This window comes from Delftia sp. ASV31 (assembly GCF_016428765.1).
Classification (GTDB): domain Bacteria; phylum Pseudomonadota; class Gammaproteobacteria; order Burkholderiales; family Burkholderiaceae_C; genus Comamonas; species Comamonas acidovorans.
This window is the reverse complement of record NZ_JAELTK010000027.1, coordinates 13,999-35,637: the sequence shown is the minus strand read 5'-3', so window position 1 is coordinate 35,637 and position 21,639 is coordinate 13,999. Positions and strand designations below refer to the sequence as shown.

Here is a 21,639-nt window from a genome sequence, read left to right as displayed (position 1 = left end):
AGCATTCTATGAAACATGCACTCACCCTCCTGGGCTTAATGGCCTGCATGGGCACCGGGGCTGCTTTGGCAGCCCCGGATGCATCCTCTTCCATCCCTTCATCGCTGCTGCAGACGGTGGCCAGCCAGGCCGCCGGCGGCACGCGCACCGCCACTTCGGCACAGCAATTCACCTTGAAGAACGGCATGCAGCTCATCGTGCAGCCCGACCGGCGCGCGCCTACGGCCGTGCACATGGTCTGGGTGCGCGTGGGCTCCGTGGACGAGGTCGATGGCACCTCGGGCGTGGCCCACGCGCTCGAACACATGATGTTCAAGGGCTCGCGCAAGGTGGCTCCCGGCGAGTTCTCGCGCCGCGTGGCCGCGCTGGGCGGGCAGGAGAACGCCTTCACCAGCCGCGACTACACGGGCTACTACCAGCAGATTCCGTCCAGCCGCCTGGAAGACGTGATGAAGCTCGAATCCGACCGCTTCGCCAACAACCACTGGCCCGACAGCGAGTTCAAGAAGGAGATCGAGGTCATCAAGGAAGAGCGCCGCATGCGCACCGAGGACCAGCCGCGCGCCGTGCTCATGGAGCAGTTGATGGCGGCGACCTTCGTGGCCTCGCCCTACCACCGCCCCGTGATCGGCTGGATGAGCGACCTGGACGCGCTGACGCCCGGCGACGTGCGCGACTTCCACGGCCGCTGGTATGTGCCCGGCAATGCCACCATCGTCATTGCCGGCGATGTGGACGTGGCCAAGGTCCGCGCCTGGGCCGAGAAGTACTACGGCAGCATTCCCGCACGCGCCTTGCCGGTGCGCAAGCCGCGCTCCGAGCCCGCGCAGATCGGCATCCGCCGCATCGAGGTCAAGCAGCCGGCCGAGCAGGCCCTGGTGGCCCTGGCCTTCCGCGCGCCCTCGCTGACGCGCGTCAGCGACCTGCAGGCCGACGACCGCGATGCGCTGGCGCTGCTGGTTCTGTCGGCCGTGCTGGACGGCTATGACGGCGCCCGCCTGGAGCGCGCCCTGGTGCAGGGCGAAGGCCGCGTGGCCGACGGCGCGGGCAGCTCCATGTCCCTCATGAGCCGCGGCCCCGGCCTGTTCATGCTGACGGGCGTGCCCGCCACAGGCAAGACTGCCGCCGAGGTCGAGGCGGCATTGCGCGCCGAAGTGGCCAAGGTTGCCAAGGATGGCGTGGAGCCCGCCGAGCTGGAGCGCGTGAAGACGCAGTGGATGGCCTCCAATGTCTACGAGCGCGATTCGGTCATGGGCCAGGCCCAGAGCCTGGGCAATTACTGGATACAGGGCATGCCGCTGGATGCGGAAGACCAACTGCTGACCCAGCTGCGCACCATCACGCCCGATGACGTCAAGCGTGTGGCTGCCAAGTACTTTGGCGATGACCAGCTCACGGTGGGCACCCTGGTGCCGCAACCCCTGCCCGAAGGCGGCAAGCCCCGTCGCCCCGATGCGGGTGCCGGCCTCGGCGGACCCCTGCATTGATGCCCCCGAAGCACGCTGGAGTGAAGATGAAGAACATGAAAAAAATGGTGGCCAGCACGGTGCTGGCAGGCGTGGGCCTGGGCTTTGGTGCCACGTCCGCATGGGCCCTGCTGCCCATCCAGCACTGGACCCAGCCCAGCGGGGCTCAGGTCTGGCTGGTGGACAGCCCGGGCATTCCCATGGTCGATGTGCAGATGGACTTCGATGCCGGCAGCCGGCGCGATCCCGCCAGCCAGGTCGGCCTAGCCAGCGCCGTGGCGCTGATGGCCTCCAAGGGCGTCACCGCCCAGGGCGATGCGCCTGCGCTGGACGAGAACGGCCTGGGCCAGGCCTGGGCCGATCTGGGTGCCAGCTTTGGCGCGCAGGCGGGCCGCGACAGCTTCAGCTACGGGCTGCGCTCCCTGACCGAGCCTGCGCTGCTGCAGCGCGCCGTGGCGCTGGCGGCGCGCCAGATCGCCACCCCCAGCTGGCCGCAGGACGTGTGGCTGCGCGAGCGCGAGCGCTGGACTGCGGCCATCAAGGAATCGGACACGCGCCCCGGCACGGTGGCCGGCAAGGCCCTGAGCCAGGGCGTGTTCGGCACGCATCCCTACGGCGCACGCGCCACGGGCGAGAGCCTCGCGCACATCGACCTGTCCGACATGCAGTCCTTCCACCGCCGCCTGATCGCGGCCTGCCGCGCCAAGGTCAGCATCGTCGGTGCGGTCAGCCGTGAAAAGGCCGACCAGTTGGTGCAGCAACTGCTGGCTCCGCTGCAGGCGGCGCAGGGCCAGGACGCCAGTGCCTGCGCGCCCCTGCCCGACGTGCCCAAGGTGCAGGCGCTCAAGGCGCCGGTCAACGAGAACATCCCCTTCGCCTCGGCCCAGGCGCAGGTGCTGATCGCCCAGCCCGGCATTGCACGCAACAGCCCGGACTTCATGGCCGTGCTGGTGGGCAACCACATCCTGGGTGGCGGCGGCTTCACCTCGCGGCTGACCGAGGAAGTGCGCGAAAAGCGCGGCCTGAGCTACAGCGTCTACAGCGACTTCTCGCCGGGCCTGGACGCAGGCGCCTTCACGATCGCCCTGCAGACGCGCCCCGACCAGGCAGACGAGGCCCTGAAGGTGTCGCAGGACACGCTGCGCCGCTTCGTGGCCGAAGGCCCGACCGAGAAGGAGCTCAAGGCCGCCAAGGACAACCTGATCGGCGGCTTTGCGCTGCGCATCGACAGCAACCGCAAGCTGCTGGGCAATGTGTCCAACATCGCCTGGAACGGCTTGCCGCTGGACTACCTGGAGCACTGGACCGAGCGCGTGCAGGCGCTTACCGTGCGTGATGTGCGCGAGGCCATGCAGCGCATGCTGCAGCCCGAGCGCATGGTGACCGTCGTCGTGGGAGGCAAACAATGAGCCGCAACAGCATCAAAATTCATACCCCTGCCGGCAAGCGCTGGCTGGAAAAGGCCACGGCCGAGGCCGCAGCACCCAAGGCAGCTGCCGCAGCGCCTGCTGCCGCCAAGGCGAAAGCCGGACGGCCGGCGCCGGTGGGCGCGGGCGAGGTCCGCATCATCGGCGGCCAATGGCGCCGCACGCGGCTGCCCGTGGCGCAGCACCCGGGCCTGCGGCCCACGCCGGATCGCGTGCGCGAGACCCTGTTCAACTGGCTGGGCCAGGACCTGACGGGCTGGCACTGCCTGGATGCCTTCGCGGGCACGGGCGCGCTGGGCTTCGAGGCCGCATCGCGCGGCGCGACCAATGTGCTGATGAACGAGCAGGACGCCGCCCTGGTCCAGCAGTTGCAGCGCCTGCGCGAGCGCCTGGACGCCCAGTCCGTGCGCGTGCTGCGCGGCGATGGCATCGGCTGCCTGCGCCAGGTGGCGCCGGGCACGCTGGACCTGGTGCTGATCGATCCGCCCTTCGACCATGCCGATCTGTTCGAGCCTGCGCTGAAGGCCGCCGCGCAGGCGGTGTCCGCCACGGGCTATGTCTATCTGGAGGCGCCCCAGGCCTGGACCGAGGAGCAACTGGCCGAGGCCGGTGGCCTGCAGCTGTTCCGCCATCTGAAGGCGGGCGCCGTCCACGCCCACCTGCTGCGCAAGGCACCGCAGGACGAGTAAAGGCGCTGCGGCGGCCGCGTTCCCTGGCAGGAGCGCGGCTGTCGCACAGCCGACCGGCCATGCTGCAGCGCAATGCATAATGCGCCATCCGTGCCGGACAGGGCACGCGCAGCCAATGAAAGCGACCGCCATGAGCCACGACGTGATTGCCGTCTATCCCGGAACTTTCGATCCGATCACGCTGGGTCATGAAGACGTGGTGCGCCGCGCGACCCAGCTGTTCAGCCACGTCATCGTCGCCGTGGCGGCAGGCCACCACAAGAAGACCATGTTCAATCTTGAGGAGCGCATGCAGATGGTGCGCGAGGCCGTGTCCATCTATCCCCATGTCCAGGTCGAGAGCTTTCATGGCCTGCTGCGCGACTTCGTGGTCGAGCGCGGCGGCAAGGCCATGGTGCGCGGCCTGCGTGCGGTCACCGACTTCGACTACGAGTTCCAGCTTGCCGGCATGAACCGTACGCTGATGCCCGAGGTGGAGACCGTCTTCCTCACGCCCAGCGACCGCTACCAGTTCATCAGCAGCACCTTCGTGCGCGAGATCGCCACGCTGGATGGCGAGATCGACAAGTTTGTCTCTCCCAGCGTGCGTACCCGGCTTCTGCAGAAGGTGCAGGCCAATCGTGGGTCGTGATCGCACGAGCTGATCGCACAACCTGATCGCCCGCCTTGATCCCGCGCCCTGATGCCCTGACCGCCTGGCTGTCCTGAGGCTCGGCAAGGGCCAGGACCCTCTCGCAGTTCCTTCTTAGAAGGCAGCCTGCCGCGTGGCGCTCGCATTCACGGCGGCGTGCACGAATTCCAGCTTGCGCCTGGCCCCGGCCGAAAGGGCGAACGGATAGGCATCACCATGGCCCAGGCTGCGGTTGAGGCTGTTGGTCAGCAGCGTCAGAGGCACCCACTGGTCCAGCATGGTGCCGAAGTCCGGGCTTGCATGGACCGCGAAAGGGTCCTGCACGCACAGCGCAGGCTGCGTGCCCGAGCCTGTACTTGTCCCTGAGCCTCCAGGCATGGTGATGCAGGTGCCGTAGCTGGCCGCCGTCTCCAGCAGATCCACCATGTGCAGGTAATGGGCCCAGCTTTCGGCCCAGTCTTCCCACGGATGGGAGGTGGCATAGGCGCTGACGAAGTTGTCGCGCCACTGCTCATCCATCGGGTTGCGCGCATAGTAGTTCTGCAGGGCCTGGCCATAGTCCTGGCGCTCGTCGCCGAACAGGCGGCGGAATTCCTCGATACGGCCCGCGCCCACCACCAGCCTGTCCCAGAAGAAGTGGCCCGACTCATGGCGCAGATGGCCCACCAGCGTCCGGTAGGGCTCGTGCAGGGCCTGGCGGCGCCGGGCACGCTCGGCATCGTCGGCCTCCACCACGTTCAGCGTGATGGTGCCGTTGGCATGGCCGGTCATCACGGGCGCCTGCCCCGGCAGGTCGGCCAGCAGCTCGAAGCGCGGCCCATCCTCTCCAGGCCGGGGACCCAGGCCCAGGCGGGCCAGCGTATAGAACAGCTGGCGCTTGGCGGCCTCGATCCGGGTCCAGCGCAGCGCATTGGACGGGTCTGACAGATCGGGCAGCCAGCGTGTCTGGCGGCAGGACTCGCACAGCGCATGGGGATCGTCTGCGGGCAGGGCGAAGTTGCACTGCCCCACGGGACCCCGGTGGCTGCACATCTTGTAGAGCCGGCCTGGCGGCTTGCCGCTCGTCAGCGAGGACAGGCTCTCCCACAGCACGCTGTCCCGCGTGCCGGAAACCGGGCGCAGGCAGGCCACATGCAGTTGCTCGGGCAGGAAGGCCAGGGTGGCGCCGCAGTGCACGCATTGAACGCTGTCGAAGAAGACCGGGTGGCCACAGGCATCACAGTTGAAGACTCGCATGTCGGTCACTTTACGCCGTATGTCCGGCGCACGGTGGAAAGGGGTCGTACCTGCCGTCGGCTGCAATGGCCGGCAATCCTTGCGGCGGACCACCGTGCGGCAGTTGGGGCCCTGGATGAAAAAAGGCCGGAAGTCTCCGGCCTTGTACTTGGATCAGCCCCCGCAGGGGCCTGCATCAGGGACGAACCACGATGCTGTTGCGCACTTCACGCACGTTCTTAGTGGTGCGGGCGATCTCGGCGGCGCGGGCCTTTTCCGATTCGGACTTGGCAAAGCCCGACAGTTGCACCGTGCCGTTCAGGGTCTCGACGCTGATGGAAGTGGCCGAGACGCTCTTGTCTTCTGCCATCTTGGCCTTCACCGCGGTGGTGATGCCGGCGTCATCCACATACGAGCCCACGGTCTGCTGGTCGCGGGCGACGGAGCAGGCGGTGGTGCCGAGCACGGTGGCGCCGGCGACGAGAGCGAAAGCGATGGCACGGGTGTACTTTTGCATGATCAATTCTTTCTTGAGTAAGAAAACTGGGGTAACTGGACTAACGGTACTCGGGAGACTCTGGGAGCTTTGCGACCGCTCACTTGCGCGAGCGTGAGCTCATGAAGAACGCGGTGGCCAGGGCTGCGCCCGTGGCCGCGGCCAGCAGGATGGAGCGGCCAGGCTGCTCGATGACGTAGCGCGTGGTGGCCTCGGTGGCCGATTGCAGCTGGCGGCGGGCGCGGTCGGAGCTGTCGGCGCAGAAGTTGATGCCGCGCGTGGCCAGTTCCTGGGCACGGGCTGCGAGGTCATCGATGACGGGGTTCAGTTCACGCTCGACGGACTTCACGCCTTCCTCGGCCTTGTCCAGCGCATTCGCTGCAGTGCGGCGTGTGGTGTTGACGGCTTCCTTGGCGGCATCCGCGACATCCTGGGCAACGTCCTTGGCGGTATCGGCGGCTTTGTTCACGGCTTTCTCGGCTTGGCTCATTGGTTCTATCTCCTCAAAACTGGCATGAATGCGAAAGGCGGTCGGGCTGCCGGGCTGGCTGCCCGCGGGAAGCGGGCTTGGGCTGGCAGGGGGTTGAAGGCGGCGCCGCCGCTACTTCTTGATCAGGCTCATCACAAAGGTGACGACAGCCATGATCACGAAAATATAGAACAGGATCTTGGCGATGCCTACAGCACCTGCCGCAATACCACCAAAACCGAATATGGCAGCTACCAGGGCGATGACGAAGAACACGATGGCGTAGTGCAGCATGTAAAACTCCTTGGGTTGTTCGTTTCCAAGAAACGGCACGGGGCGGATGGGCCAAGTGCTGTTTGCATGGGTTCGACTGTACTGAGCCACCAAAGGTGTATCTGACGGTGGCCGGCGTGGCATGGCGTCAGGGTTAGGAGGGGGGGTGGTGTAGGAATGCTCCGGCTGCACAGGGCTTGCAGCCGCCGCTGGCTGCAACCATCCAGGAGTGCATATGAAAAAAAGCCCCTGGCGCGCGGGCGCGCTGGGGCTTTTGCATGGCGGATGCTGCCGCTTCAGGCGGTGGCGACCGTACCGGCGCTTTTGTCCGTGGAAATGGGCGCCAGCGGGATGACGGCGGAGATCGCCGTGCCCTTGCCCAGTTCGGACGAGACGGTCAGGCGGCCGCCTGCGGCCTCCACGCGGTGGCGCATGCCGGCCAGCCCGTGGGAGTTGGGGCGCATGGCCGAGGTCTCGAAGCCTTCGCCGTCGTCCTGGATCTGCACCGTCACATAGGTCGGATAGTTGTGCACGGAGACCAGGACATGGCTGGCCTTGGCATATTTGCCGATGTTGGTCAGCGACTCCTGGACGATGCGGTAGACCGTGAGCTGGGTGGATTCCGGCAGCTCCACCTGCTCCAGGTTGGCCGTGACTTCGATGCCGCTGCGCTCGCCGAACTCGCGCGCCAGGATTTCCAGCGCCGTCGTCAGGCCCAGGTTGGACAGGGAGGAGGGGCGCAGGTCCTCGATGATGCGGCGCTTGAGGGCGATGCCGCTGTTGAGCGTCTCCACCAGATGGCTGACGCGTTCGCCCACGTCCGGCGCGCTGAGGTCGATCTTGGATTTGAGGCGCGCCACGTCGAGCTTGGCGGCCGTCAGCAGCGAGCCCAGCTCGTCGTGCAGTTCGCGCGCCAGGTGTCCGCGCTCGTCCTCGCGCACCTGCTGCAAGTGGTTGGCCAGCTCCGTCAGCGTGGCCGTGCGCTCGCGCACCAGGGCTTCGAGGCGGTTGCGCTCGTCGCGCTGGATCTCCTGCTCGCGCTGGTGTGCCTGTTGCAGCGCGTGGGCCTGGCGCAGGTACATGAAAAAGCCCAGCACGCCCAGGGCGGTGACCGTGGCGATGCCTATGCGTGACAGCGACAGCGTGTGCTCGATGTCCTGCAGGTTCTTGGCCGAGCGCTGGTCTATGCCTGACAGCAGCTTGCCCGTGTAGTCGCGGATGGCGTCCATGTTCTCCATGCCCACGTCGGTGAACATGACGAAGCGCCAGGCTTCCTCGTTGCCCTGGCGGTACAGGCGCAGGCTGAGTTCCATCTCGCTCATCTTGCGTTCGACCTGGCGCGCCAGCGGCGTGAAGATCGCCAGCTCCTGCGGGTCGTAGATGAAGATCTGGCGCAACTCGTCCATGTTGTAGTTGATGGCCGTGATCGCCTTGCTGTAGGGCTCCAGGTAGCGCTCCTCGCCCGTGAGCAGGTAGCCGCGCAGGCCGGTCTCCGCATCCAGCATCAGCCGCAGCAGCTGGCTGATCTCCGAGCGGGTGTTCTGGGTCTGGGTCATGGCCTCCAGCGCCTTGGTGGAGCGCTTGTAGCTGGCCTCGTTAATGCTCACCAGCAGCACGGCCGCGACGATGGCGAATGCCAGGCTGATCGCAATTCTTCGGAAATTTATCCAACGCATAAGCATCCTCTCACCTACAAGATCTTCGCCGATATTCTGCATAATTCGTGTTATCGGCTGCCGGGGCAGTTCCTGCGCCGGCCGTTACCATATATTGTTTGCACGACCAGCGATCCCGCTGGTCCCCCGAAAAAGAGGTATTCATGATCAGAATTGGCATTGTGGACGACCATGCAATTGTGCGCTCGGGCCTGCGTCAGTTTCTCTCGGAACACGTGGACCTGCGTGTAGTCGGTGAGGCCGCCAATGGCCGCGAGGCCATCGATCTGGTGCGTGCCCACGAGATCGACGTGCTGTTGATGGACCTGTCCATGCCTGGCCAAAGCGGTATCGACGCGCTTGCCATGCTGCGCGCCAAGGCGCCGGACATGGGCATCCTGATCCTGAGCGGCTATCCCGAGGAGCACTACGCGATCAACCTGATCCGCCAAGGCGCCAGCGGCTACCTGAACAAGGAATGCGATCCCCAGGAGATTGCCGAAGCGATCCGCACCGTGGCCCTGGGCCGCCGCTACCTGACGCCCGCCGTGGCCGACCTGCTGGCCCAGCAGCTCAACCGCAAGGATGACGCGCCAGCGCATGAGCAGCTGTCCGAGCGTGAGTTCCAGGTCTTCCTCAAGCTCGCGCGTGGCGAAACCGCAGGTGATATTGCAAAGTCGCTTTCGCTGAGCGTAAAGACGGTCAGCACCTATCGCACGCGACTCATGGAGAAAATGGGATTGTCGTCCAACAGCGATCTGACGTATTACGCACTGAAGAACAGGCTGATCGATTGATTTTCAGTCAATAGAAAATACGGGCTGCACGATTATCAAGTCGTGCAGCCTTTTTCTTTGGTGAAAAATCAAATGCAGTGCTTTGGGTTCAGGCTGTTTTGAGTTGTTTGAGTGACGCCGCATCGATATTCATGCAATAGTCCATGAGTGCGTCGATTTCATTGGACTTGTCGAAGACGGCATCCACGCCGAGCTGGGCGCAGCGGCTGCGGATGTCGGGGGTGGCATAGTTGCTGAGCACCACGATCTTCTGGTGCGGCTGGCGCTCGCGGCAGGCGGTGAGCACACCCAAGCCGCTGCCCTGCCGCAGGAACAGGTCGACGATGGCGAGATCCCATGCGTCGGGGTTCTGCTGGAGCCAGTCCGTCCCCGCGCTCTCCGTCTCCGCGATGCCCACGGCCTCGACATCGGCCAGTTCTTCGAGCGTGGCGATCAGGTTCTCGCGGATCGTAGGGTTGTCTTCAACAAGATAGGTGCGCAATTTCACGGCTGTATCCAATAGGGACGCGGATGGCAATCGGAGTCCGGTGGAGCCCGGCCTCCATTGTCCTGCGCGACAGCGGGCGATTGTGCCAGTGAGGGATCGGCGTCGGGGTCAGTCGATTCCTACGCCTTGTTACCGCAAACGGGACATTCCGGTACACGAGTGGTTTGCATGCTACTCCAATCCAGGCTGCGGCTGTCGAACATGGTCAGGCGGTTTGTTGCAGGCGTGCCAAATCCCGCGATCAGCTTGAGGGCTTCCGCCGCCTGCAGCGTGCCCATGACGCCCACCACGGGCGCGAAGACGCCCATGGTCGAGCACTGCACTTCCTCGAACTGCGCATCGGGCGGGAACACGCAGGCATAGCAGGCGCAGTTCTCGTCGCGCGGGTCCATGACCATGAGCTGGCCGTCCAGCCGGATGGCCGCCCCCGCCACCAGGGGCACCTTGTGCCGCACGCAGGCCGCGTTGATCATGTGGCGCGTGCGGTAGTTGTCCGTGCAGTCCAGCACCAGGCTGGCCTGGGGCACGAGCTCGTCGAGCAGGGCGTCGTCGGCGCGCTGCTGACGGCAGTCGATGCGGATGCCGGGGTTGATGGCGTGCACGGCCGTGCGTATGGATTCCACCTTGGGCTGGCCCACGCGATCCGTGGTGTGCGCGATCTGGCGCTGCAGGTTGGTCATGTCCACCGCATCGTCGTCCACCAGGGTGATACGGCCTATGCCGGCCGAGCCCAGGTACAGCGCGGCGGGCGCGCCCAGGCCGCCTGCGCCGATGATGAGCACATGCGCCGCCAGGATGCGCTCCTGGCCCTCGATGCCGATTTCGTCGAGAAGGATGTGGCGCGAGTAGCGCAGCAGTTGATCGTCGTTCATTCGCGTCTCCAGACGTGAAAAAGCCGGGCGCAAGGCCCGGCTTGGTGCAGGCGCGGACCCGGTCCGCGCCGCGCTGTCAGTTTTCCTTCTTCTCGGGCTCGCGCTCGGTCAGGGTCTTGCTGACCATGACGGGCTGGCCCTTGAGGCGGTTGAGCGCCTGCTGCAGCTGGAAGTCCTTTTCGGTGCCGAACTCGGGCAGGCGGCGCTCGGCCGGCGGCTTCTTGGCTTCCTCTTCCAGGCGTTTGCGTGCTTCCTCGCGGGCCTTCTCGCGCACCTCGTCCTTGACCTCGGCACCCTGTCCGCTGGACAGGTGCTTTTCCAGGTCGGCCTCGCGCATGCGCAGGGCGGCGAACAGGTCGCCTTCGGGCGTCTCATCCACCATCACGTCGGGCACGATGCCCTTGGCCTGGATGGACTTGCCGCTGGGCGTGTAGTAGCGCGCCGTGGTCAGCTTCAGGCCCGTATCGGGGCCCAGGGGGCGCACGGTCTGCACGGAGCCCTTGCCGAAGGTCTGGCTGCCCATGATGATGGCGCGCTTGTGGTCCTGCAGTGCGCCGGCCACGATCTCGCTGGCCGAGGCCGAGCCTTCGTTGACCAGCACCACCAGCGGCAGTTTCTTGAGCGAGGCGGGCAGGCGCTGCAGCGGGTCACCCATGCCGCGGCGGGCATAGAAGCTGGGCGATGCCTTGTAGGTTTCCTTGCTCTCGGCCAGTTGGCCGTTGGTGGAGACCACGGTCACATCCGGCGGCAGGAAGGCGGCCGAGATGGCGACGGCAGCGTCCAGCAGGCCGCCCGGGTCGTTGCGCAGGTCCAGCACCAGGCCCTTCATGTTGGGGTCCTGCTTGTACAGTTCCTCGACCTTGCGCACGAAGTCGTCCACCGTGCGTTCCTGGAACTGGCTCAGGCGGATCCAGCCGTAGCCGGGCTCGATCACCTTGCCCTTGACGGACTGCGTCTTGATTTCCTCGCGCGTGATGGTCACGGGGAAGCTGCGGCTTTCATCCTTGCGCAGGATGGTCAGCTGCACCTTGGTGTTGGGCTCGCCGCGCATGCGCTTGACGGCGTCGTTGAGCGACAGGCCCTTGACGGCCGTGTCGTCGATCTTGGTGATCAGGTCGCCGGTCTTGAGGCCGGCGCGGAAGGCGGGGGAGCCTTCGATGGGCGAGACGACCTTGATCAGGCCGTCTTCCTGCGTGATCTCGATGCCCACGCCGACGAAGCGGCCCGAGGTGCCCTCGCGGAATTCCTTGTAGGACTTCTTGTCGAAGTACTGCGAATGCGGATCGAGGCTGGACACCATGCCGGAGATGGCATCGGTGATCAGCTTCTTGTCATCGACCGGCTCGACATAGTCGGTCTTGATCAGGCCGAAGACGGCGGACAGCTGCTGGATTTCCTCCAGCGGCAGCGGGGTCATGGCACCGCGGGCCACGGTCTGCAAGGAAACCGTGGTCAGTGCTCCGGCGATTACGCCTACGGAAACCCAGCCGGCAATTTTGATTTTCTGGCCCATATCACCCCTTTAACCGCGTCAATATACACCCGCTTGGAAAGGCAAGCGCCCGCGTGGTTCCCTAAAAACGGCACAGCAAGCGCAATTTCCGCAGCAGGCGCTCACCTCAAGCGGGCCCGGCTCAGGCCTTGCCCTGTGCGGCCACGGCGGCTGCAGCCTTGGCGGCAGCTTCTGCATCGCCCAGGTAATAGTGGCGAATGGGCTTGAGATTGGCATCCAGCTCATAGACCAGCGGAATGCCATTGGGCACGTTGACGCCGACGATGGCGTCATCCGAGATGCCGTCCAGGTACTTGATCAGCGCGCGGATGGAGTTGCCGTGGGCCGCAACCACGACGCGCTTGCCGGACAGGATGGCGGGCGCGATGGACTCGTTCCAGAACGGCAGAACGCGCGCCACCGTGTCCTTCAGGCATTCGGTCAGCGGCACCTGGCTGGGGTCCAGCTGGGCGTAGCGCACGTCGCTGCGCTCGCTGCGCGGGTCTTGCGGCTCCAGGGCCGGCGGGGGCGTGTCGTAGCTGCGGCGCCACACCAGCACCTGGGCGTCGCCGTATTGCTTGGCCATGTCCGCCTTGTTCAGGCCCTGCAGGCCGCCGTAGTGGCGCTCGTTCAGGCGCCAGCTGTGCTGCACGGGCAGCCAGGTGCGGTCCATTTCGTCCAGCGTGTGCCACAGCGTGCGCGTGGCGCGCTTGAGCACGCTGGTGTAGGCCAGGTCGAAGTCATAGCCTTCGGCCTTGAGCAGGCGGCCAGCGTTCTTGGCCTGTTCGACGCCGGTGGCGGTCAGGTCCACATCGGTCCAGCCGGTGAAGCGGTTTTCGAGGTTCCAGGTGGATTCACCGTGGCGGATCAGCACGAGCTTGTACATGGCGGCTTTCTAAGTCTCTCGATGCGACAAAGCTGGGCTGTCGCGGGGGCAAAAGCCAGCATTCTAGAATTGACAGGTTTGCCAACCCAAGGAATGACGTGAAATTCATCATCGATAACTGGTATTTGATCCTGATTGCGCTGGCTTCCGGCGTGATGCTGCTGCTGCCCCTGGTGCGCGGCGCAGGCGGCGGCTCGCTGACGGCGGCGCAGGCCGTGCAACTGATCAACCGCCAAAAGGCCGTGGTCATCGATGTCTGCGAGCCCGAAGAGTACGCGGCCGCCCATGCCAACGGCGCCAGGAATGTGCCGCTGAGCCAGTTCGAGGAAAAGCTGCCCACCACGGTGAAGAACAAGGCGCTGCCGCTGGTGCTGATCTGCACCAAGGGCAACCGCGCCTCCCGTGCCGAAGGCATTGCGAAGAAGCTGGGCTACGAAAAGGCCCAGGCCCTGGCCGGTGGCCTGAAGGCCTGGCGCGATGCCGGCATGCCGGTTGAAAAGGCCTGAGACGCCCCCATCTGACGGCGATGCAAGCCGCTGCTCCGCGCCTTAGGCGCCAGCCGGCGGCACGCCGCAAACTCGAAGAAAGACGCACATGCAAGCCGTGAAGATGTACACCACCGCTGTCTGCCCCTATTGCATCCGGGCCAAGCAGATCCTCAAGTCCAAGGGCGTGGAGCAGATCGAAGAGATCCGCATCGACACCGATCCGGCCGCGCGCGACGTGATGATGCAGAGCACGGGCCGCCGCACGGTGCCCCAGATCTTCATCGGCGACCACCATGTGGGCGGCTGCGACGACCTGATGGCGCTGGACGCCGACGGCGGTCTGGTGCCTCTGCTGCAAAGCTGAAACACGGGCACTGCATAATGCTGGCCCAGGTGCCCGCTGCGCAAGCTCTTGGCAGCGGGCATTTTGTTGGTGATTTTTTTGATGCCCTGGTCACCGCACCAGGGCTTTTTGCCCAGAAAGACTGATTCCATGGCCGAACAGGACACTCCCGTCTTCCAGATCCAGCGCGTCTACCTCAAGGACCTGTCGCTGGAGCAGCCCAATTCGCCCGCCATCCTGCTGGAGCAGGAGCAGCCCAGCGTGGACATCCAGCTTGGCGTCGAGGCGACTCCCGTGGCCGAAGGCATCTACGAAGTGGCCGTGACCGCCACCGTGCAGACCAAGATCCAGGACAAGACCGTTTTCCTGGTCGAGGCCAAGCAGGCCGGCATCTTCGAGATCCGCAACGTGCCCGAAGACCAGATGGGTGGCGTGATCGGCATTGCCTGCCCCCAGATCATCTATCCCTACCTGCGCGGCAACGTGGCTGACGTGGTCACCCGCGCCGGCTTCCCGCCCGTGCACCTGGCCGAGATCAACTTCCAGGCCATGTACGAGCAGCAGCAGGCAGCCGCCCAGGCGGACGGCAACTCGCTGCCGCAGTAAGCCGGTCCATTCCCGGACGATGTGATTTGCGCCCAGGCGCGTCGCATCGCTGTGGTACAAGAAAAGAGGCCCGAGGGCCTCTTTTTTTCATCAACGTCGCTTCTTCAACGTCGAGCAGATATGAACATAGTGGTGATTGGCGCAGGCGCCTGGGGCACGGCGCTGGCGATGAGCGCGGCCTCGCGCGGTGACGGGCGTGTCGTGACCCTTTGGGCGCGCGACGCCGCCCAGGCGCAGGCCATGCACGGCAGCGGCGAGAACGCACGCTACCTGCCGGGCGTGGCGCTGCCTGCCGCGCTGCAGGTGGTGCATGGCGAGATCGACGGCCATCTGGCGGCCGCCGACCTGATCGTGATCGGCACGCCCATGGCTGCCCTGCGCGAATGGCTGGGCCGGCTGCAGCATGTGCCCGCACCCGTGGCCTGGCTGTGCAAGGGCTTCGAGGCCGTGCCCGCAGGCGCTTCGGCCGCCGCCCATGGACTGATGGCCCACGAGGTCTGCGCCGAGGTGGCGCCCGATCTGCTGTGCGGCGTGCTCAGCGGCCCCAGCTTCGCGGCCGAGGTGGCACGCCACCAGCCCACGGCCCTGGTGGCGGCCAGCCGCCATGCCCAGGTCAATGACGCCCTGGTGGCCGCCTTCCACGGCGGCGCCATGCGCGTCTATGCCAATGCCGACATCGTGGGCGTGGAAGTGGGCGGCGCCGTGAAGAACGTGCTGGCCATTGCCACCGGCCTGTGCGACGGCCTGCAGCTGGGCCTGAACGCCCGCGCCGCACTGATCACGCGCGGCCTGGCCGAGATGACGCGTTTGGGCCTGGCCCTGGGCGCGCGCACCGAGACCTTCATGGGCCTGTCGGGCCTGGGCGATCTGGTGCTGACGGCCACGGGCGATCTGTCGCGCAACCGCAAGGTGGGCCTGCTGCTGGCCCAGGGCCGCACGCTGGAGCAGGCCGTGGCTTCGCTGGGCCATGTGGCCGAGGGCGTGTACAGCGCGCGCACCGTGCTGGCGCGCGCGCGGCTGCTGAATGTGGAGATGCCGATCACCGAAACCGTGGTCGAGCTGCTGGACGGCCGGCTGCAGGCGGCCGAGGCCGTGCAGCACCTGATGGCGCGCGATCCACGCGGCGAGTGATTCTTCGGTGTCCATGAAAAATGGCCCACACGCTCCCCTTGCTGCGCAAGGTCCACTGCCCCCCGAGGGGGCCGCTTTTCATCTTGGAGCAGCCCGGCCATGAAAAAACCCCGGAGCTGGAAGGCTCCGGGGCTTTTTTGCGTCAGAAATCCTGGCGCCTGGCGCGCTACATGCCTAGTTACAGGCCCAGTTACAGGCCCAGCTCCAGGCCCAGCAGTTCCTCCACCGTCTGGCGGCGACGGATGAGGCGGGTGCTGTCGCCATCGACCAGCACCTCGGCGGCCAGCGGGCGCGTGTTGTAGTTGCTGGACATGGAGCTGCCATAGGCCCCCGTGTCATGGATGACCAGCAGGTCGCCCACCGAGGCGCCTGCCAGCGCGCGCGGCAGCACCACGCCGCCGTCGCCCTGGGTGAACACGTCGCCCGATTCGCACAGCGGGCCGGCGACCACGGCATCGCGCAGGGGCATGGCCTGGCCGTCGCGGCGCAGCACTTCCATGCCGTGCCAGCTGCCGTACATGGAAGGGCGCATCAGTTCGTTGAAGCCCGTATCGACCAGCACGAAATGGTTGTTGCCCGCGTTCTTGGTGGCGCGCACCTGGCCCAGCAGCACGCCCGACTCGGCCACCAGGAAGCGGCCCGGCTCGATCTCCAGGCCCAGCGCATGGCCCACGATGGCCTCGGCGTCCTTGCGTGCCGCATCCCACAGGCCGTGGTAGTGGGCGGTGTCGATGGTGGCGTCGCCATCGCGGTAGGGAATGGACAGGCCGCCGCCGGCCGAGATGGCCTGCAGGTCATGGCCTGCTTGGCGGGTGGCGCGCACCAGCTCGACCATGGCGCCGCAGACCTGCTGCAGGTGGCCGTAGTCCACGCCCGAGCCGATGTGCATGTGCAGGCCGGCCAGCTTCAGGCCGCCGTCGCGGATGGCCTGCAGCGCCGCCAGCAGGTCGCTGTGCCAGATGCCGTGCTTGCTGTGCTCGCCGCCCGTGTTGGTCTTGTTGCTGTGACCGTGGCCGAAGCCGGGGTTGATGCGCAGCCACACGGGATGGCCGGGCGAGGCCTGGGCCAGTTGGTGCAGCATGTCGATGGAGCCGGCATTCACGGGCACCTTGTGCTCGGCCACGCAGGCCAGCGTGGCCTCGTCCATCACGTCGGCGGTGAACACGATGTCGCTGTGCAGGTCGTCGCCATGGCCGGCCGCGTAGCCGGCGGCCAGCGCGCGCAGGATTTCGCCGCGCGAGACGGCGTCCACCTTCACGCCCTGCTCGCGCATCAGCCGCAGGATGTGGATGTTGGAGCAGGCCTTCTGCGCAAAGCGGATGGTGTCGAAGGCCTTGAGCTGGGCGATGCGTGCGCGGATGGTGGCGGCGTCATAGACCCACAGCGGCGTGCCGTGCTGGTCGGCCAGGGCCCAGAGCTGGGCGGGCGAGAAGGGATTGGACATGGTGTCTCTTTCAGGGGAACTGCCGCGCATGATGGCGGATGGCGGTCATTCAGTCCAATGCTTGTTCTTATGGTGTCTATTTGATTTGGATATGCTCTTGCCATGCAAGACCCCGAGCTGCCGCACACGTCTCCCGAACCCCGCATCTCCCACCGCCACCTGGAGGTGTTTCGCGCGCTCATGCTCAGCGGCAGCGCCACGGCGGCGGCGCAGATGCTGTTCAGCTCCCAGCCCACCGTCAGCCGCGAACTGGCGCGCCTGGAAAGCCTGCTGGGCTATGCGCTGTTCGAGCGTGCCCAGGGCCGGCTGCGGCCCACGGCACGCGCCCTCTCGCTGTGGGCCGAGGTGCAGCGCAGCTGGCAGGGGCTGGACCGCGTGGTCGAGCATGCGCTGGCCCTGGCGCGGCCGCACCAGGCGCGCATCAACGTGCTGTGCCTGCCCGCCCTCAGCCATGCGCTGCTGCCCGCAGCGCTGGCGCGCCTGCATGCGGAGCACGGCCCCGTGGCCGTCAGCGTGGCCACGCAGGAGGCGCCGCTGCTGCAGGAGTGGATGGCCGCCCAGCGCTACGACCTGGGCCTGGCCGAGCTGGCCGAGGCGCCTCCGGGCACGCGTGCCCTTGCGCTGCCCGCCATGGACGAGGTGGCCGTGCTGCCCGCAGGCCATGCGCTGGCCGCAAGGCCGGTGCTGGAGGTGGCTGACTTTGCCGGGGAAAGCTTTGTCAGCCTGGCGCGCGACGATCCCTATCGCCAGCAGATCGATGCCGTGTTCGAGCAGGCCGGCGTGCAGCGCCAGCTGCACCTGGAGACCCACAGCGCCGTGGCGGTCTGCGCCATGGTCCAGCATGGCCTGGGCGTGGCCATCGTCAATCCGCTGACGGCGCGTGCCTGCGCCGGGCCGCAGCTGGTGGTGCGGCCGCTGGCGTTTTCCATTCCCTTCCAGGTCCATGCGCTGCTGCCGCTGCACCGGCCGGCCGTGGCCGAGGTGCAGTGGCTGGTGGACGCGCTCTCCGCCGAGGTGGCTGCGGTCGGCTGAAGGCAGAGGGCGGGGTGCGGTATCAGCGCGCCGCGCTGTCCAGGCCGGGAGCCTTGTCTGCAGCGGGCTCGGGTGGCAGGCCCCACTCCATCCAGTCGTCGCCAAAGACCTCCACCGGGTGCTGTGTGCGGTCCGATCCGTTGCCGCAGGCCAGTTCGTCACGAGCGCAGTAGCGGTCGCAACCCCAACAGGTGCGCTCGGGATGGGCGGGGTGGATGGGGAATTTCTTGGCCATGGCATCCAGCTTGGACCGCCATGGCCGCCAGGGTTTTGCGCTGGATCAGAACTCCAGGTTGTCGATCAGGCGCGTCTTGCCCAGGCGTGCGGCGCCCAGGGCCACCAGTGGTGCACCGGCCAGTTGCGCGCCCTCGGCGGGGGGCTGCAGGTCACGGCGCAGGCGCACGGTCAGGTAGTCGGGCTCCCAGCCCTGGGCGGCCAGGGATTGCATGGCCCAGGCTTCCAGTTCGGCCAGTGGCGCCTGGCCCGCACGCGCGGCCTCGGCCAGTTGCTTGAGCGCCAGCGACAGCGCCATGGCCTGCTGCCGCTCGTCGTCGCTCAGGTAGCCGTTGCGCGAACTCAGCGCCAGGCCGTCGTCGGCGCGCGCCGTGTCGCCGGCCACGATGTTCACGGGCAGGGCGAATTGCTCGACCATGCGGCGGATCACCATCAACTGCTGGTAGTCCTTTTTGCCGAACACGGCCGTTCCGCCGCCGCTGGCGAAGAATACGGCCGAGAACAGCTTCATCACCACGGTGCACACGCCCGTGAAGAAGCCGGGGCGGAAATGGCCTTCGAGGATGTCGGCCAGCTGCGCATCGGGCTGGATCTTGAACGTCTGCGGCTCGGGGTAGAGATCGGCTTCGCGCGGGGCGAACAGCAGGTCGCAGCCTTCGGCCTCCAGCTTGGCGCAGTCGGCCTCCCAGGTGCGCGGATAGCTGTCGAAATCCTCGTGCGGCAGGAACTGCAGGCGGTTCACGAAGATGCTGGCCACGGCAATGTCGCCGTGCTGGCGCGCGGCGCGCACCAGGGACAGGTGGCCGTCGTGCAGATTGCCCATGGTGGGCACGAAGGCGGGGCGGCCCTTGCTCGACAGGATGGCGCGCAGGTCGGCGATGGAGTGGACGATTTGCATGGGAAAACGGGAAAACGGGGGAACGGGAAGCGGGAAGCGGGAAGAGGAAAAACGGATCGTGCAGCCTGCCGGACTACCAGGCGTGCTTGCTGTCGTCGGGGAAGCTGCCGTTCTTCACGGCATGCACATAGGCCTCGAAGGCGCCCTTGACGCTGCCCGCATCCGCCATGAAGTTGTGCACGAAGCGGGCCATCTTGCCCAGGTTCACGCCCAGCATGTCGTGCAGCACCAGGACCTGTCCGGCCGTGCCGCTGCCCGCGCCGATGCCGATGGTGTGGCAGTGCGGCAGCTCGGCCGTGAGTTCGCGCGACAGCTGTGCCGGCACCATCTCCAGCACCAGCATGGAGGCGCCTGCATCCTGCAGCTCCAGCGCATGGCGGCGCAGCGTGGCCGCGCCCTCGTCGCTCTTGCCCTGGACGCGGTAGCCGCCCAGCGCATGCACGGTCTGCGGCGTCAGGCCCAGGTGGGCGCAGACGGGCACGCCGCGCTCCACAAGGAATTGCACGGTGGGCGCGGTCCAGCCGCCGCCTTCGAGCTTGACCATATGGGCGCCGGCCTGCATCAGCTCGCAGGCGCTGCGCATGGCCTGCTCGCGGCTTTCTGCATAGCTGCCATAGGGCATGTCGGCGATCAGCCAGGCCGTGCCCTGCACGCGGTGCAGGCCGCGCGCCACGCTGGCCGTGTGGTAGCACATGTCCTGCAGCGACACGCCCACGGTGCTGTGCAGGCCCTGGCAGACCATGCCCAGCGAATCGCCCACCAAAATGCACTCCACGCCGGCCGCATCGGCCACGGCCGCGAAGGTGGCGTCATAGGCGGTGACCATGGTGATCTTCTCGCCGGCCTCGCGCATCTGCGCCAGGCGCGGAAGGCTCACGGGGCGGCGCTGGGGCAGCGGCGAGGCGGGAGGGATGGTGCCGTAGGGCGTGCCGGCGGTGACGGGTGCTTGGGTCATGGGGCGCTCGGAGGGGGATGGAATTGCCGCGAGTCTATGCGATGCGCGCGGTGGGCACCTGTCCCTGAGCTGTCCTTTGCTTTTCCGTCACCTTTCGGGCAGGCCACGCCATCGGCGCCACAGCGGAGACAGCAGGGCCACGAGCATGGCCGTGCTGGCTGCCACGGCAGGCGCGCCCATCAGCAGGTCCAGCCAGTGCTGGGTATCCGTCCAAGGGCCTGCGCTGCCGGCGGGTTGGGGCAACAGCAGTGCGGACCACTTGGACCAGGCGGCGGCGAGCCATATCAGGGCCAGCGACATGCCCAGGGCCAGCAGCACCGCGCCGGCCCAGGGGCGCTTGAGCACACGGATGCGCAGCCAGGCGACCGATATCAGCGCGGCTGGAAACAGCCCCAGCACATAGAGGCTGGTGATTCCCAGCATCCCGGCCAGCACGCTGCCAAGCAAGGTCAGGACCAGGCATGCGCCCCAGGCCACCAGCTGCATGGCAGGCATCAGGCGCACCAGCACCAGGGCCAAGGCGAGGAAAAAGCCAACGCTGGCGGCCGCCAGCAACTGGGACATCCTTGGCCATTCGTCGTCGCGGGACCTGTCAGCGCGCCGCAGATGGCTTTCCTGGTAGGCCGGCAGGGCCAAGCCGTAGCGCGCGTGCTTCCATTGCACATGCTGCAGCGGGCTCCATCGGCTGTCGAACATCTCCAGCAGCATGAGCCACTCACGGTTGCTCTGGGCCAGATAGGTACCGAAGCATTTGCGCGGATCCGGCTCCAGATCCAAAGGCCTGCTGCGACCCCAGGCTGGTTTGCAGTTGGAGTTCTGCGCTCTGGATACCTTCTCGCCAGTCTCTGATGGTGGGCTGGCGGCCAAGTAGGCGCGCCATTCCTCGGCCAGGGGGGATTGCAGCGCGCTGCGGTAGCTGGCCAGCAGGTGCTCCGCCTCGTCCTGGGCGGAGCTGGCAGACTGGCGCACATAGCCTCTGGCCTGCAATGGCTGGCCGTAGCGCTCGAGTGTCTGGGCAATCGCGGCCTGGTCTCCGCGCATTAACCAGACCAGGGCCTGGATGCTCGGGTACTTCGCCGGATCGACCTCTTCCTCGCGCAGCACACGTATCCATTCCACGAGCATGGCCGCCTGGCGTGGCGCGACGAGCGCCTCCAGGGCGGCGACTTGCTCGACAGTCTGGATCTGTGCACTGACATCCGTGTCCGACCATTGGCGCTGCATCCGCATTTCATAGATGGGCGAAAAGGCGATCGCAGGCGCGAACAATAGCGATAGGAACAAGGCTCCCCACAGGTACTCCCACCACAGGCCCCAGCGGCCCACGGGGGCGTGTTCACGCCAGCGGTTGTGGATGCGCACGCGCAGCAACCACCACAGCGCCAGGCCGATCGCCACGATCCAGGCCACGACGAAGCCGATGTCCAGTGCCAATTGCTCGGGCGTTTGCCGGGCCGTGGACGCAACGCCGGGCAGGGAGCCCATCCAGCGCGCGGGTTCGGCCATCCATTGCATCCAAACGCCGAGCACCAGCACGCACCACAGCAGCGCCAGCGGCAGATACCAGTGCAGGCGCAGCTGCCACAGCAGGGGGCAGCGCATCAGCACCCATTGGTCCCAGCGGTTCGTCATATCGGAAAAACGTGGCATGGC

At 66.6% G+C, this 21,639-nt stretch carries 24 protein-coding genes; 10 read left to right on the top strand and 14 right to left on the bottom strand.

Translation table 11 applies throughout. The annotated features are described in order from the left end of the window. The first annotated feature begins 8 nt into the window (after positions 1–8). From JHD82_RS12160 to coaD, 4 genes are all read left to right on the top strand, one after another. Positions 9–1,487: a pitrilysin family protein gene (locus JHD82_RS12160; RefSeq protein WP_199136673.1), complete on the top strand. Its 1,479-nt coding sequence runs from the start codon at positions 9–11 to the stop codon at positions 1,485–1,487. Between the two features lie 26 nt (positions 1,488–1,513). Continuing rightward, positions 1,514–2,875 (top strand): pitrilysin family protein, encoded by a 1,362-nt coding sequence (locus JHD82_RS12155; protein WP_199136671.1) that lies wholly within the window; start codon positions 1,514–1,516, stop codon positions 2,873–2,875. Beyond that, complete coding sequence (rsmD, locus tag JHD82_RS12150; RefSeq protein WP_199136669.1) at positions 2,872–3,582, top strand: 16S rRNA (guanine(966)-N(2))-methyltransferase RsmD; 711 nt, start codon at positions 2,872–2,874, stop codon at positions 3,580–3,582. The genes JHD82_RS12155 and rsmD overlap by 4 nt, the downstream gene beginning before the upstream one ends. A gap of 130 nt (positions 3,583–3,712) precedes the next feature. Beyond that, entirely contained in the window at positions 3,713–4,213 is a 501-nt protein-coding gene (coaD, locus tag JHD82_RS12145) for a pantetheine-phosphate adenylyltransferase (protein WP_013803934.1), read from the top strand. Positions 4,214–4,327: 114 nt separating this feature from the next. Here coaD and JHD82_RS12140 read toward each other — a convergent pair whose 3' ends face one another. The 5 genes from JHD82_RS12140 to JHD82_RS12120 form a co-directional block, all read right to left on the bottom strand. Then, entirely contained in the window at positions 4,328–5,449 is a 1,122-nt protein-coding gene (locus JHD82_RS12140) for a putative zinc-binding metallopeptidase (RefSeq protein ID WP_199136667.1), read from the bottom strand. Between the two features lie 175 nt (positions 5,450–5,624). Next, complete coding sequence (locus JHD82_RS12135; RefSeq protein ID WP_012203732.1) at positions 5,625–5,945, bottom strand: BON domain-containing protein; 321 nt, start codon at positions 5,943–5,945, stop codon at positions 5,625–5,627. A gap of 79 nt (positions 5,946–6,024) precedes the next feature. Further along, positions 6,025–6,414, bottom strand: coding sequence for a hypothetical protein (locus tag JHD82_RS12130; RefSeq protein ID WP_012203733.1), 390 nt, complete (start codon positions 6,412–6,414; stop codon positions 6,025–6,027). Positions 6,415–6,525: 111 nt separating this feature from the next. Beyond that, complete coding sequence (locus tag JHD82_RS12125) at positions 6,526–6,687, bottom strand: DUF1328 domain-containing protein (RefSeq protein WP_013803930.1); 162 nt, start codon at positions 6,685–6,687, stop codon at positions 6,526–6,528. A 275-nt stretch (positions 6,688–6,962) separates the two neighbouring features. Further along, entirely contained in the window at positions 6,963–8,342 is a 1,380-nt protein-coding gene (locus JHD82_RS12120; protein ID WP_013803929.1) for a CHASE3 domain-containing protein, read from the bottom strand. Positions 8,343–8,485: 143 nt separating this feature from the next. Between JHD82_RS12120 and JHD82_RS12115 the strand changes: the two genes are divergently transcribed. Beyond that, a complete protein-coding gene (locus JHD82_RS12115) occupies positions 8,486–9,118 on the top strand; it encodes a response regulator transcription factor (RefSeq protein ID WP_012203736.1) in 633 nt (210 codons plus the stop codon). Between the two features lie 88 nt (positions 9,119–9,206). Here JHD82_RS12115 and JHD82_RS12110 read toward each other — a convergent pair whose 3' ends face one another. From JHD82_RS12110 to gpmA, 4 genes are all read right to left on the bottom strand, one after another. Further along, the gene (locus JHD82_RS12110) at positions 9,207–9,605 is read right to left on the bottom strand and encodes a response regulator (protein ID WP_043781019.1); all 399 of its coding nucleotides are present in this window, start codon (positions 9,603–9,605) and stop codon (positions 9,207–9,209) included. 119 nt (positions 9,606–9,724) lie between these two features. Beyond that, complete coding sequence (locus tag JHD82_RS12105; protein WP_012203738.1) at positions 9,725–10,477, bottom strand: HesA/MoeB/ThiF family protein; 753 nt, start codon at positions 10,475–10,477, stop codon at positions 9,725–9,727. Between the two features lie 76 nt (positions 10,478–10,553). Beyond that, positions 10,554–11,990, bottom strand: a complete 1,437-nt coding sequence (locus JHD82_RS12100; protein WP_012203739.1) for a S41 family peptidase — start codon at positions 11,988–11,990, stop codon at positions 10,554–10,556. A gap of 121 nt (positions 11,991–12,111) precedes the next feature. Next, complete coding sequence (gene gpmA / locus JHD82_RS12095; protein ID WP_012203740.1) at positions 12,112–12,855, bottom strand: 2,3-diphosphoglycerate-dependent phosphoglycerate mutase; 744 nt, start codon at positions 12,853–12,855, stop codon at positions 12,112–12,114. A gap of 98 nt (positions 12,856–12,953) precedes the next feature. Here gpmA and JHD82_RS12090 point away from each other — a divergent pair, with 98 nt between their 5' ends. The 4 genes from JHD82_RS12090 (at position 12,954) to JHD82_RS12075 (ending at position 15,423) form a co-directional block, all read left to right on the top strand. Then, entirely contained in the window at positions 12,954–13,361 is a 408-nt protein-coding gene (locus JHD82_RS12090; RefSeq protein WP_097203321.1) for a rhodanese-like domain-containing protein, read from the top strand. 88 nt (positions 13,362–13,449) lie between these two features. Then, positions 13,450–13,707, top strand: coding sequence for a glutaredoxin 3 (gene grxC, locus JHD82_RS12085; RefSeq protein ID WP_034390758.1), 258 nt, complete (start codon positions 13,450–13,452; stop codon positions 13,705–13,707). 129 nt (positions 13,708–13,836) lie between these two features. After that, positions 13,837–14,292 carry a protein-export chaperone SecB gene (gene secB / locus JHD82_RS12080; RefSeq protein WP_013803924.1) on the top strand — a complete coding sequence of 152 codons (456 nt, stop codon included), beginning with the start codon at positions 13,837–13,839 and terminating at the stop codon, positions 14,290–14,292. Positions 14,293–14,412: 120 nt separating this feature from the next. After that, a complete protein-coding gene (locus JHD82_RS12075) occupies positions 14,413–15,423 on the top strand; it encodes an NAD(P)H-dependent glycerol-3-phosphate dehydrogenase (protein WP_013803923.1) in 1,011 nt (336 codons plus the stop codon). A 190-nt stretch (positions 15,424–15,613) separates the two neighbouring features. On the opposite strand, the gene lysA is transcribed toward JHD82_RS12075, so the two are convergent. Further along, complete coding sequence (lysA, locus tag JHD82_RS12070; RefSeq protein WP_199136665.1) at positions 15,614–16,867, bottom strand: diaminopimelate decarboxylase; 1,254 nt, start codon at positions 16,865–16,867, stop codon at positions 15,614–15,616. A gap of 102 nt (positions 16,868–16,969) precedes the next feature. On the opposite strand from lysA, the gene JHD82_RS12065 reads away from it, so the two are divergent. Continuing rightward, positions 16,970–17,899, top strand: coding sequence for a LysR family transcriptional regulator (locus JHD82_RS12065; protein WP_199136663.1), 930 nt, complete (start codon positions 16,970–16,972; stop codon positions 17,897–17,899). Positions 17,900–17,921: 22 nt separating this feature from the next. Here JHD82_RS12065 and JHD82_RS12060 read toward each other — a convergent pair whose 3' ends face one another. The 4 genes from JHD82_RS12060 to JHD82_RS12045 all read right to left on the bottom strand — a co-directional run bounded on the left by JHD82_RS12060 (position 17,922) and on the right by JHD82_RS12045 (position 21,636). Next, a complete protein-coding gene (locus tag JHD82_RS12060; protein WP_199136661.1) occupies positions 17,922–18,134 on the bottom strand; it encodes a DUF3079 domain-containing protein in 213 nt (70 codons plus the stop codon). Positions 18,135–18,179: 45 nt separating this feature from the next. Beyond that, positions 18,180–19,031, bottom strand: coding sequence for a pantoate--beta-alanine ligase (gene panC, locus JHD82_RS12055; RefSeq protein ID WP_199136659.1), 852 nt, complete (start codon positions 19,029–19,031; stop codon positions 18,180–18,182). A gap of 73 nt (positions 19,032–19,104) precedes the next feature. Next, positions 19,105–19,986, bottom strand: a complete 882-nt coding sequence (gene panB, locus JHD82_RS12050) for a 3-methyl-2-oxobutanoate hydroxymethyltransferase (protein ID WP_012203749.1) — start codon at positions 19,984–19,986, stop codon at positions 19,105–19,107. A gap of 87 nt (positions 19,987–20,073) precedes the next feature. Beyond that, positions 20,074–21,636 carry a hypothetical protein gene (locus JHD82_RS12045; protein WP_199136657.1) on the bottom strand — a complete coding sequence of 521 codons (1,563 nt, stop codon included), beginning with the start codon at positions 21,634–21,636 and terminating at the stop codon, positions 20,074–20,076. Positions 21,637–21,639 lie beyond the last annotated feature (3 nt).